10 protein-coding genes and 1 pseudogene are annotated in these 12,589 nt (G+C 44.0%); 7 read left to right on the top strand and 4 right to left on the bottom strand.

Annotation, left to right across the window (positions count from 1 at the left end):
• Positions 1 to 2: 2 nt before the first annotated feature.
• Positions 3 to 626, bottom strand: a complete 624-nt coding sequence (locus tag MHN79_RS12270; protein WP_160929813.1) for a trimeric intracellular cation channel family protein — start codon at positions 624 to 626, stop codon at positions 3 to 5.
• Positions 627 to 841: 215 nt separating this feature from the next.
• On the opposite strand from MHN79_RS12270, the gene MHN79_RS12265 reads away from it, so the two are divergent.
• Complete coding sequence (locus MHN79_RS12265; protein WP_239173134.1) at positions 842 to 1,372, top strand: elongation factor P hydroxylase; 531 nt, start codon at positions 842 to 844, stop codon at positions 1,370 to 1,372.
• Positions 1,373 to 1,414: 42 nt separating this feature from the next.
• Here the strand turns inward: MHN79_RS12265 and MHN79_RS12260 are convergent, their stop codons facing one another.
• Together MHN79_RS12260 and MHN79_RS12255 are read right to left on the bottom strand one after the other, a co-directional pair.
• Positions 1,415 to 1,876 (bottom strand): hypothetical protein, encoded by a 462-nt coding sequence (locus tag MHN79_RS12260; RefSeq protein WP_239173133.1) that lies wholly within the window; start codon positions 1,874 to 1,876, stop codon positions 1,415 to 1,417.
• 136 nt (positions 1,877 to 2,012) lie between these two features.
• Positions 2,013 to 2,189: pseudogene (locus MHN79_RS12255) on the bottom strand (LruC domain-containing protein); the annotation flags it as partial.
• Positions 2,190 to 2,296: 107 nt separating this feature from the next.
• On the opposite strand from MHN79_RS12255, the gene MHN79_RS12250 reads away from it, so the two are divergent.
• Positions 2,297 to 2,560 (top strand): YfcL family protein, encoded by a 264-nt coding sequence (locus MHN79_RS12250; protein WP_160929820.1) that lies wholly within the window; start codon positions 2,297 to 2,299, stop codon positions 2,558 to 2,560.
• A gap of 131 nt (positions 2,561 to 2,691) precedes the next feature.
• Positions 2,692 to 3,222, top strand: a complete 531-nt coding sequence (locus MHN79_RS12245; RefSeq protein WP_239173132.1) for an NAD(P)H-dependent oxidoreductase — start codon at positions 2,692 to 2,694, stop codon at positions 3,220 to 3,222.
• 97 nt (positions 3,223 to 3,319) lie between these two features.
• On the opposite strand, the gene mnmC is transcribed toward MHN79_RS12245, so the two are convergent.
• Entirely contained in the window at positions 3,320 to 5,338 is a 2,019-nt protein-coding gene (gene mnmC, locus MHN79_RS12240; protein ID WP_239173131.1) for a bifunctional tRNA (5-methylaminomethyl-2-thiouridine)(34)-methyltransferase MnmD/FAD-dependent 5-carboxymethylaminomethyl-2-thiouridine(34) oxidoreductase MnmC, read from the bottom strand.
• A gap of 128 nt (positions 5,339 to 5,466) precedes the next feature.
• On the opposite strand from mnmC, the gene fabB reads away from it, so the two are divergent.
• The 4 genes from fabB to MHN79_RS12220 form a co-directional block, all read left to right on the top strand.
• Positions 5,467 to 6,678, top strand: a complete 1,212-nt coding sequence (gene fabB, locus MHN79_RS12235; protein WP_239173130.1) for a beta-ketoacyl-ACP synthase I — start codon at positions 5,467 to 5,469, stop codon at positions 6,676 to 6,678.
• A gap of 163 nt (positions 6,679 to 6,841) precedes the next feature.
• Positions 6,842 to 7,978 (top strand): 4-phosphoerythronate dehydrogenase, encoded by a 1,137-nt coding sequence (locus tag MHN79_RS12230; RefSeq protein WP_239173129.1) that lies wholly within the window; start codon positions 6,842 to 6,844, stop codon positions 7,976 to 7,978.
• The gene (locus tag MHN79_RS12225) at positions 7,975 to 8,988 is read left to right on the top strand and encodes an aspartate-semialdehyde dehydrogenase (protein ID WP_239173128.1); all 1,014 of its coding nucleotides are present in this window, start codon (positions 7,975 to 7,977) and stop codon (positions 8,986 to 8,988) included. Before MHN79_RS12230 ends, MHN79_RS12225 begins: the two co-directional genes overlap by 4 nt.
• A gap of 226 nt (positions 8,989 to 9,214) precedes the next feature.
• On the top strand, positions 9,215 to 12,589 hold a 3,375-nt coding region (locus tag MHN79_RS12220), incomplete at its 3' end, for a FimV/HubP family polar landmark protein (RefSeq protein ID WP_275436265.1).

The raw sequence follows: 12,589 nt of genomic DNA, 5'->3' as shown, positions 1-12,589 counted from the left end.
GCCTAGTGAACAGAGCCTTCACCTTCAAGATGAAAAGAAGGTAAACGCCATTTGAAACGAACTGCGGCCATTCGAAGCAAGTAGCCAATCACTAAAGTAGAGATGGTTGCGGTTACATCATGCACCCCAAATTCAAGGAGTGTTAGATACAAACCAGAAGCAATTATTGCCACTGATGCATAAAGCTCTTCGTGCAATACCAGAGGCGTTTGGCGACAAATCAGATCGCGCAGTAGTCCTCCAAATACACCAGTAACCAATGCTGATACGATACAAATGAGAGCATGGAGACCCATTCCCATCGCGACCTTAGTTCCAATAATACTGAAAACGATCAGTCCAAGCGCATCTAAACGTATAAAAAGCCCTTTAAGCTTAATAATCCATCGAGCTAAACCAGTGGTTATTATCCCTGCAATACAGGTAATGGCTAGAAAGTGAGGGTTTTCAACCCAACCTAAAGGGTAGTGCCCGAGCAAAATGTCACGCACCGTTCCACCACCAATGGCTGTTGCACTGGCGACGAGCATGACTCCGAACCAATCCATTTTTCTTCGACCAGCACTTAATGCTCCAGTCATGGCCTCAGCCGTGATGCCAATGATATATAAAATGCTTAATAACATTGTTTCACCTTTGGTGATGAGTGACAGATAAATTGACTACTCTGAAAATAATCAATAGGATTTTAGTCGGAAATGTGATCTATGACGAATGATATTTTCTCACTAGAAAATAGGCTTTCGCATAACTATTTCTAATGTTATGAATTCAAATGTTGCAACTGAGAGTGGACATGAGACAATAGATCTGAGATCTATCTATAACAACGCTTCAACTAATGCACCATCACTATCAAGATTTAATCAGTATCTTTAATGCTACATTCTTTCTAGAGTACAACACTCGTCTAGAGCTTGGAGAAGATGAACCCATATATCTACCGGCAGATGATGTAAATGCCCATCACCGGATTATTTTTGCTCGTGGATTTTATGCATCAGCCCTTCATGAGGTAGCGCATTGGTGCGTAGCGGGTCCAGAACGTCGTTTAAAAGAAGACTTTGGTTACTGGTATGAGCCTGACGGTCGAAATCAATCTACTCAAGCTAAGTTTGAAAAAGTGGAGGTACGTCCACAAGCTTATGAATGGATTTTATCTGTTAGTGCGGGTTTTCCGTTCACCGTAAGCTGTGACAATCTCAATGGTGAGTTTGAGCCAGATAGATTGGCCTTTATGAGAAGAGTACATAAAGAAGTCGGTGATATCTTGGCTAATGGATTACCTTTACGAGTGGATATGTTGTCAACCGCTTTGAGGTCTTTTTATCAACAACCAGAGCTCGATTACTCTCTATTTGAAGTAAAATAAAAAACGAGCCGCATTTGATGGCTCGTTTTTTTTGCTCGTGATCTATTGAATCAACCAAGTGGTCTCAGCTTGATTGTTATGATTTAGTGTGTAAACCAGAGGGCTAGTGTTTGGCTCCATAACATTGACTACAGCAATTAATGACTCGCAATGATTGGGGACGCGGAGTTGATAACTCCCTGCTCCTGATTGAAGCGCTGCTTTAAGCAGGCAATTATCATAGTTAATTGATTCAATACCACCACCCGAATTGTCACATACCGATATGTATACTTGAGAAGTCGCTAGGTGCGGTAGAGACACATCAATATCAACCTCATATATCGACGTTAAACTGTTGTTAGGGTCGATTTTGATATCTGCTAAGCGAGTCGCACTCTCAACTGTACTGCTGGGTGATAAACTTGAAGTGGAGCCTCCTTCGCCACCACCGCCTCCACCACATGCTGAGATAGTCATTAGCATCGCAAGTCCTAGTAGGGATTTTATGTGTACGTTATGCATAATCCTATCTCCTTTAATCTATGAATATTTTGTTATTTTGAAAGTTTTCGTACCAAGTTGGCTCTGTGCGTCCACTGGCATCTTGAGCATAATCATCAAACTTGTCATACGCTTCGAGTAATAAGGATGCTTCCATATATTCTGTTGGTTCTGCAGGTGCAAGAGCACAACGTGCACCTTCATTTGAGCTGCTCGATGGACCATAAGTAAAAAACTCTGCTGAAGAACTTGTCCCATTGATGCTCACTTTAAAGACATAACCATTACTGTTGTTGCTCGCATAGAAGTTACCATCTACATCAAAGTACACGGCGTGTCATAATATGAGGCCTTGATATTGCTAGGGTTTGCGTTGAAATTCTCAATGTGAGAAGCTTGCCATTCTTTTTGAGAAGCAAACTGATTAGATATGAGAGTACAATGATTATTGAATTTGAAGAGCAGCTACTAGAGTTGATTGATACACGAATTTCCACTGCTTCCGATGATGAATTATTCGCTGGGGGGTACTTGCGAGGGCACATATCTCTATCTGCCGCGGCATGCGAAGAAGAAGGTATTAATGATGTGGAAGAACTCAAACAGCGTATACAGGCGAGTTTGGATGATGCACGATCAGAACTCACCCCAGCGGACAGAACTATTGTTAATGATCTTTGGCTAGAGTTGGCAAATCAAGCATAGTCTAGAGTTAACAACATCTTTTTGATTGTTCGAAATTTTCGAATGTCCTGTTGTGTTTTTTGTTCTTGTTAGACCTAGCATTTACCGATACTCTCTTGTTTGCATAATCAGTTATAACAAGGAGTTTGTTCATGAAAATTGTTGCTTTTGGAGCGTCAACCAGCTCGACATCCATTAATAAGACACTGGCTGGCCATGCTGCTAGCCTAGTTTCAGGTGCTGAAGTTAAGTTATTAAACCTGAACGACTACGATGTACCTTTGTTTAGTGAAGACAAAGAGAGAGAGATTGGCCAAGCAAGCGGCGCGAAAGAGTTTCTATCTGATATTGCTCAAGCTGACGCACTCGTTATTTCTTTTGCCGAGCATAATGGATCCTACGCTGCTGCATACAAAAACTTGTTTGATTGGGCAACGCGCATCGAAAGAAATGTGTTTGCCGATAAGCCTGCATTATATCTCGCTACCTCTCCAGGTCCTGGCGGCGCTGCAAGTGTGTTAGCAGCGGCGACAGCATCAGCACCATATTTTGGAGCAAAAGTTAAAGCATCGCTATCTATTCCAAGCTTTTACGATAACTTTGATATGGAATCAGGCAAGTTGACCAATTTATCGTTGAGCTCTCAATTAGAGTCTGCAATTGATAAGCTAAATTTGGACTAGCAGCCTTACAACGATTTCTCTCGCTGTAACTTAAGGCTTTCCTCGCTGGGGCTGAATCCCCCCAGCTGATTTGCCTCACTTTTATTATTGAGCGCGATTATCCTTCGCTAATCGACTTGCCTTTTCTTAGTTTTCGCACCCACATTCGGCTTGGATGCAGTTCTTCTAATACGTCAATGGGTAAAGGAAGAGGATCGCCACAAATTTGTGATGCGAGTGTTTCTGCCAGCAAAGGAGAAGAAGTTAATCCGCGAGATCCCAAACCTAACATGCAAAATAGGTTAGGATAGTGTGGAACTTCCTTAGCATCCTCTACAGTCTCATGCACTAAATTGACATATTCACGTTTTATTTTTTCTAAATCCCCAACATTGCCAACAAAAGGTAGATGATCTCGGCTTACGCATCGGATGCCTTGGCGAGAAAGGTTTTCTGAAGTATCTACTTGGTTGGGCCAGCTCTGGTTACTCACACATCTGATGAGTTTTTCACCATTGTCTTGTTGAGCGATAGGATCAAATTGGTCGTCAATCTTGTTTCTGTCATAGCTTGCACCAATGCAGTGGTGACCATTGCTTACATTTACAGGGGTTAAATAGCCATCGTAACAAAGAACGGTTTTTAAGCGACTTAACTCATGTGTTGTTGGAATATGACTGACTTGCCCCTTTACTTTGCCCAGAGGAATAGACTTTGTTTGTTTAAGTTCGTCGAATAGATGGCCGTTAGCAACAATAACGGTATCATGAACAAAAGCGTTGTTATGAGTCTTTAACGTCCAGCTATAACCGTTATCATTAAGAATCATATCGGTGATTTTTGTGTTAAAGTGTGCTTCAAATAGCGCTTGCTCTGAGAGCTCATCAATAAGTCCTTGTGTCAGTTGCGCAGGACATAACCAACCTCCGAGAGAGTAGTGGATACTATCCACATCCACATCTAATCCAATTTTTTGATTGCTTTGAACAGCATCGAGCTTTTTAACAAGCTCAGGGCTGAAATTGGCATTCAACATACGCTCTAGTTTGGCCCGTGACTTTTCATCCCACATCAACTGGGTGACACCGCACCAATCGTGATCAAAGGAAACAGAGGTAGCCATTTGCTGAAAAAATTGACGAGCAAATAAAAATGCAGGGGCGAATACTCGTGAAACGCCAATGTGTGATCCATTAAGTAAAGGATATACAGCACCTTGGCGGTTGCCTGAAGCGCCTTGTGCTGGTTCTGAATCTTGGCAATATAAGGTCACTCGTTTCCCTCTACGAATGAGTGCCTTTGCCAATGTGGCACTGGCTATTCCTCCGCCAATAATGGCAATGGACTCAGCAGAGCTGCTTTGGTGGCGCTGAAACCAAGGTTTGTAGTTCGTGTGTAATTTTCTCTGTTCTAGATGGCCTGTTATCATTTCTCGCTTAGTGCCAAAGCCTTTGACTTTTTTCATGGCAAAGCCAGCTTCTATTAATCCTCTCCTTACAAAGCCTGCAGCGGTAAATGTGGCGCATGTGCAATCTATCTTGGCTAACCTTGCCATTCCATCAAAAAGGGCCTGGCTCCACATATCAGGGTTTTTGCTTGGAGCAAAGCCGTCTAAAAACCACGCGTCAATCATTCCTTCTTTTTCAACAGGGACTTTAGGTAAGCAATCTTTTATGTCTCCAAACCATAGATCAAGCGTAATTGCACCATCAGCAAGTACAATACGATGGCACTCAGGGACTGCGGTTGGGTAATGTGATTGAAGCTCCTGTGCATATTGAGCTAATTCTGGCCAAGCTTGGTGTGCTTTGACTAGGTCTTTTAGACTCAATGGGTATTTCTCAAAGCTCACAAAATGCAGCTCTTTTAGTGGCGCATTTGGGTTTTGACTTCTAAATTTTTCAAACCACTGCCAAACCGCAAGGAAGTTAAGACCTGTACCAAAGCCTGTTTCTCCAATAACAAATCGACGTTGGTCATAATCTTGCCATCTTTGAGGTAGATTATTTTGTAGCAGAAATACGTAGCGGGTCTCTTCAAGACCATTAACATTAGAGAAATAGACATCATCAAACGTGTCTGACACAGGGGTACCTGAGTCGTTCCAGTCCAATTTAGCATTGGTAATCGAGGTCATAATCTGTGAATTTTTGTGATGTAGACAATAAACTTGTTGCGATTGTACGGTTTTCAGGGAAAGCTGACCACTTTTAACAGGCAACTTAGTTATCATCTAGCTGATTTTTGAATTATAGGAATGTCATAATGAAACGAGTCGTAATCACCGGTATGGGTATTGTTTCAAGTATCGGTAACAACGTCGAAGAAGTTTTAGCGTCTCTTAAAGCAGGTAAATCTGGTATCACTGCCTCTGAGCAGTTTAAAGAACAAGGTCTACGTTCACAAGTTTGGGGTGATTTAAAAATCAATCCAGCTGAGTACATCGACCGTAAACAGATGCGCTTTATGGGTGATGCGGCTGCATATGCATACCTATCAATGCAGCAAGCGATAGAAGACGCAGGCTTAACTGATGAACAAGTCTCTAACGATCGGACGGGTATCGTAGCCGGTTCTGGTGGTGCTTCTGCATTGAACCAAGCGTTAGCGGTTGACACTATGAGAGCGAAAGGGGTTAAGCGTGTTGGACCTTATATGGTGCCACGTACCATGTCATCTACTGTGTCTGCCTGTCTTGCCACTCCGTTTAAAATTCGCGGTGTTAACTACTCGATGAGTTCTGCTTGTGCGACCTCTGCACATTGTATTGGACATGCGATGGAACTTATCCAGCTTGGTAAGCAAGATATCGTTTTTGCTGGCGGTGGTGAAGAACTAGATTGGTCTCAAACCATGATGTTTGATGCTATGGGCGCTTTGTCGACTAAGTACAACGATACTCCAGAGAAAGCATCACGTACTTATGATGCGGATCGAGATGGCTTCATCATCTCAGGTGGCGGCGGCATGTTGGTTGTCGAAGAGCTAGAACATGCACTGGCTCGTGGAGCGAAAATCTACGGTGAGATTGTCGGTTACGGGGCGACTTCGGATGGTTATGATATGGTTGCGCCTTCTGGTGAAGGAGCGGTACGCTGCATGAAAATGGCGATGCAAGATGTTGAAACCATAGACTATGTCAACACCCATGGTACTTCTACACCTGTAGGTGATGTTAAAGAACTTGGTGCAATTCAAGAGTTGTTTGGTAATGATAGTCCTGCGATTTCTGCAACTAAGGCAATGACAGGTCATGCTTTAGGTGCTGCAGGTGTTCACGAAGCTATTTATTCAACTCTAATGCTAGATAATAACTTTATCTCACCGAGCATTAATATTGAGAACCTTGATGAAGCCGCGCAAGGTCTAGATATCGTGACGGAAACGCGTGAAACAGAGCTTACTACTGTCATGTCAAACAGCTTTGGCTTCGGTGGTACAAACGCTACTTTGGTCATCAAAAAGTACCAAGCTTAAATTATTAGTCAGCTGAGGCTGCATCTATTTTTAGTGCCTAGCATTTGCTAGGCACTTTGCTTTTTCAATACACGGCGTTTATTGTCATGATCAGCTAATGCTCGACACCAGTCGTGCTTTTCTGCACAATCGTATCAGTTTCTAATCGTAAACCTGTCAAGCCATGAAAATCCTCATAGATGAAAATATGCCTTATGCTGAGCAATTGTTCAGTCAATTAGGAGAAGTTGTTTTAAAACCGGGTCGTACATTGACTGCAGATGATCTGATCGATGTTGATGCACTGATGATTCGTTCGGTCACTCAAATTAATCAGTCACTATTATCCAAGGCAAATAAGCTTCGATTTGTTGGCACTGCCACTGCGGGTATGGACCATGTCGACAAAGCCTTACTTGATGAAAAAGGTATTTTCTTTACTGCAGCTCCTGGATGTAACAAAGTTGGAGTCGCAGAGTATGTGGTGAGTGTCATTATGGTGCTTGCCCAGCAGCATGGGTTTTCTATATTCGATAAAACGGTTGGAATTGTTGGGGCCGGTCAAGTGGGTAGCTACTTACAAAAATGCCTCCAAGGTATAGGGGTTAAGGTACTTGTCAATGATCCTCCTAAGGAGAAAGAAGGGGATTCCCGTGCATTTACGCCCTTTGAGCAGTTAATTGAACAAGCTGATATCATTACTATTCATACACCCATAGTGTGCGACGGTGAAAACCCGACTTATCATCTGTTCGATAAGGATGTATTGGATAAACTCCGAGGCAACCAAATTTTAATTAACGCTGCTCGGGGACCTGTGGTTGATAACACCGCGTTGAAAGCACGTTTGAGTAAACAAGACGGCTTTATTGCTGCTCTTGATGTATTTGAGTTTGAACCAGAGGTAGATATGGACCTACTACCTTTACTCGCATTTGCAACTCCTCATATTGCTGGATATGGACTCGAAGGTAAGGCTCGCGGCACAACTATGATTTTTAATCGCTATTGTGAATTTTTGAGTAATGATTTGCGTGCACATGAAAATAAGCTGTTGCCCAAAGCGCCTGTGCCTGAATTAGTTCTCGATCGGGAATGGGATGAAGCAGTTTTACATAATTTAACTCAGCTTGTTTATGATGTGCGTAAGGATGATGCTCTATTTCGTCGTGAGATTGATAACCAAGGGGCCTTTGATAAAATGCGGAAACACTATTGGAACCGCAGAGAATACAGTGCAGTAACGCTACAAGGCAGCATAGAAGCGAACCTTGGGCCACTAGCAGAACTAGGTTTTAAAATTGAGGTAAGAAATCAATGAGCCAAAAATATAACGTTGCCATTCTAGGCGCTACTGGTGCAGTAGGTGAAAACATTTTGGAAGTACTCCAAGAGCGTAAATTTCCTGTTGGCGATATTTTTCTGTTAGCAAGTGAGCGCAGTGAAGGTAAAACTTATCGTTTTAACGGTAAAACAGTACAAGTTGAAAATGTAGAAAACTTCGACTGGTCTCAAGCTCATATTGGCTTATTCTCCGCAGGTGGAGAGCTTTCTGCAAAGTGGGCGCCGATTGCAGCAGATGAAGGTGTGATTGTGATAGATAATACGTCTAATTTTCGCTATGACTATGATGTCCCGCTCGTGGTGCCCGAAGTGAACCCAGAGGCGATTGCGGAGTTTCGTAATCGTAATATTATTGCCAACCCAAATTGTTCTACGATTCAAATGCTCGTTGCTCTGAAACCGATCCAAGATGCGGTTGGTATAGAGCGCATCAACGTGTCTACATACCAATCCGTTTCTGGTGCTGGTAAATCAGGAGTCGACGAACTTGCTGGTCAAACAGCAAAGCTTCTCAATGGTATGCCAGCCGAAAATGAACAATTTTCTCAGCAGATAGCTTTTAACTGCCTTCCTCAAATCGATAAGTTTATGGATAACGGTTACACCAAAGAAGAAATGAAAATGGTGTGGGAAACGCAAAAGATTTTCAACGACTCAACAATCATGGTAAATCCTACTTGTGTTCGTGTTCCCGTATTTTATGGGCATGCGGAAGCGGTCCATATCGAAACTCGATCTCCAATTGACGCCCAAGAAGTTTTTAGCTTACTGGAACAAACAGAAGGTATTGAAGTATTTCACGGTGAAGATTTTCCTACCCAAGTACGAGATGGCGGAGGCAAAGACCATGTCATGGTTGGTCGGATTCGCAATGACATTAGTCATCATAGCGGGATTAATCTTTGGGTGGTTGCTGATAATGTACGTAAAGGTGCAGCGACCAACGCAGTCCAGATTGCCGAAGTATTAATTCGGGATTATTACTAACTAGACTGTCTGTTGGGATTACTTTTACCCTAGACGTTTCCCTTAGCAAAGCCTGACGTTCGCGTGAGGCTTTTTTAATCTAATTTCCAAATTTAGCGCGAGATTAATACGAATATGGCGCCAGCAACACATTTTTTAGCTATGCGTCTATAGTTTTAGCGTGTTTATCCGATATATTTAACAGATCATTACAGTAAAATTTATTGAGCACATAGCTGAGCCTTCTATGCTTCGAATTTTTAAGTGTCTATTGCTGCCTTTATTATTGGCAGTCGTGACTCAGTCATCGACTGTTATTGCCGAGAGCATTCGTCTAACGGGACCAGACAATGAACTTCGGGCTACATCACGATATTCCGACCTTGCTTCAGGGCAAAGACGCAATGTCAACGAGCCTTCACGTTTCTATGGACCTACTACATCACAAGAAACCCTCTGGTCAATTGCCAGCCGTTTGCGACCTTCGTCTAGTGTTACCATTCAGCAAACGCTATTTGCCATATATCAACTTAATCCCCAAGCTTTTGCTAATCAAAATATACACGAATTGATCCCCGGCAGTACGCTTCGTATCCCCTCTCTTGCCCAAGCTCAAGGTGTCTCAACTCAAGAAGCCGTTAATATTATGGCAGCTCACCAAGCTCGTTTGTCGGGCACTGCTGCGCCAACAGTGCGTAGACCAGAAGCTCAGGCGCCAGTTCCCCCTCAAGTGGTGGAAGCTGAAGCTAAAGAACTTCAACAAGAGACCATGGCGAAAGAGCCCATGGTTAAAGACAGTTCAGAGAAACCAACAAGTAGCTTAGAGAAAATTGTCCAAAGAGAGCACAAGCATCAAGTTACATCTCTTGAGAAACAGCTTGAAAATTCAGAAAGCGAACTGTTAGCTCTGGAAGAGAAAAATCACAAGCTGAGGTTAATGCTGGCCGATGTTCAATCTGAAGTTGACGTACTTAAAGATGAGCTCGGCGATGAATCTCGTATTCGCAGTGAAGTTGAAAAGCTTATCGAAGCAGAGCGAGAGAGGCTTGCTGAGGAACAAAGACTTAAGCCTACAGCTTTGGACGATTTACTCTCGAGCACGGCTTTTGTCGCGGCTATGGCTATTATACCAGGTTTGCTGATCGGATTAGTTCTTATGACCCTTCTGGGGCGTCGTAAGAAGGAGGCGCAAGATCAGCCACAAGAGGCCGCATCGGCTGAGCCAGCACCTGAGTCGACGGCGCCAGTTGCTCCTCCACCAATTGATGATGATGTGGAAGATGATCTCCTACTCGATGATGATTTGTTCGGAGAGTCGTCAGATGAAGAACAATTATTCTCTGACGAGCTTGAAGAAGGAGCTTCAGACGAAGAGGATGTCTTTGCCGACCTAGAAGAAAATGATCTCGACTTTAACCTTGAAGGCGAAGACGGTGAAGATCCATTCGCAGGTATCGGAGATGATGGAGAGTTAGATGAATCTCTTGCCGAGTTGGATGAAAGTAGTGATGAATCTGGCGCTGATGAAGCGCCCACGGAAGGCGATGAACCTGAAAGTGCATTTGATTTATCCGACGACAGTGATGAGATAACTGATAATGAACTGGATTCTTTACTTGCTGCGGACGGTGAATCAGAGGATTTAGGCGCCGACGAGTTAGATCAATCTTTGTTGGACGATTTATTTAACGAAAGTGATTCAGATGACGATTTAGATTTTGATACCTTACTTGACGAGCCAGGCAGCGATAACACTGATGAGGATGCGACATCTACATTAGATGAACTTTTAGATGAAGGCTCAGATACTGAGCTGCCAGGTGAGACTGAGCTTTTAGATGAAGCACTAAGTGAAGACTCTATAGATGTTTCAGAAGATAGTACTGATTTGCTTGATGAACTCGTTGACGAAGACGCAGGAACAGAGCCACCCGGTGAGACTGAGCTTCTTGACGAAGCCCTAAGTGAAGACTCTATAGATGTCTCAGAAGATAGTACGGATTTGCTCGATGAACTCGTAGACGAGAATGCAGGCACAGAGCTACCCGGTGAGACTGAGCTTCTTGACGAAGCCCTAAGCGAAGACTCGGTAGATGTTTCAGACGATAGCATTGATTTGCTCGATGAGCTTATTGATGAGGATGCAGGCACAGAGCTACCTGATGAAACTGAACTTCTCGACGAAGCTCTAAGCGAAGACTCGGTAGATGTTTCAGACGATAGCATTGATTTGCTCGATGAGCTTATTGATGAAGATGTAGGCACAGAGCTACCCGGTGAGACGGAACTTCTAGACGAAGCCTTAAGCGAAGACTCGGTAGATGTTTCAGAAGACAGCATTGATTTGCTCGATGAGCTTATTGACGAAGATGGAGATACAGAGTTACCGGGCGAAACTGAGCTTCTCGACGAATCTCTTGGAGATCATGACGACAGCGTCGGTACAATAGATAATATCGGCGATATAGAGGCTGCAAGTGATGACAGTGCATTTGATGAACTAATTACTGCTGATGATGGTGCTCTTGACCTCGATTCGACAGAAACTCTTGACGAATTGTTGGTAGATGAGCAAGAAGAAGGGGCATTAACAGAAGATCTTGGTGATGAGGCTACCAATCTATTCGAAGAATTGGTAGATATCGATAGTCAGACTGACACTCCAGCAGACGATGAACTGGAAAATATCGCAGGTGACAGCATAGCCGATTCTGCAATGGTCGAAGATGACTTTTCTAGTGAAGATTTTATGGATGACATGCTAAGTGCTGCTCCTGAAGGTGATCCTTTACTGGATGAACTTGACCTTGAGACGTCGTCAGAAAGCGAGAACTCTCTAGAAGAGGTTGTTAATCAACCAGAGCCTGAAATAAGCTCTGAAGAGCCAGAGCCAGAGCCAGAGCCAGAGCCAGAGCCAGAGCCAGAGCCAGACGGTGATGAGACGACCTCAACACTCCCTGAAGAAGAACGGCCCGAGGCCAGTTCCCAAGCAGTTAATGATGCCTCGGCCTCTGTGAGCACAGACTCATTACCTTCTTCAGATGGCGATGCCGTAGAAGAAGATATTCTTGCTCAGCAAGAACAGTCACAAGCACCAAAAGAAAGCGAAGATTCATCTGCACTTGATGAAGACCTTGGTCCTGATCCAGAAGCGTCAGAAACCGAGGTCTCTGAAGAATCTGAGCCGCCAGAAATGGAAGCGCCAGCTGAGGAGCCAGAGGCAGCAGAGCCAGCTACGCTTGATGAAGACCTTGGTCTTGACCCAGAAGCGGCAGAAGCCGAAGTCTCTGAAGAGTCCGAACCGCCAGAAATGGAATCGCCTGCCGAGGAGCCAGAGGCAGCAGAGCCAGCTGCGCTTGAAGAAGACCTTAGTCTTGACCCAGAAGCGGCAGAAGCCGAAGTCTCTGAAGAATCTGAGCCACCAGAAATGGAAGCGCCAGCTGAGGGGTTAGAGGCAGCAGAGCCAGCTGCGCTTGAAGAAGACCTTGATCTTGACCCAGAAGCGGCAGAAGCCGAAGTCTCAGAAGAATCTGAGCCGCCAGAAATGGAAGCGCCAGCTGAGGAGCTAGAGGCAGCAGAGCCAGCCGCGCTTGATGAAGATCTCGGTCTTGACTCAGAAGCG

It is taken from the genome of Vibrio sp. Of14-4 (assembly GCF_022347625.1).
In the GTDB taxonomy this organism is placed as follows: Bacteria; Pseudomonadota; Gammaproteobacteria; order Enterobacterales; family Vibrionaceae; genus Vibrio; species Vibrio pristinus.
The sequence above is the reverse complement of the archived record's forward strand: the minus strand, read 5'-3'. Positions and strand labels throughout refer to the sequence as shown.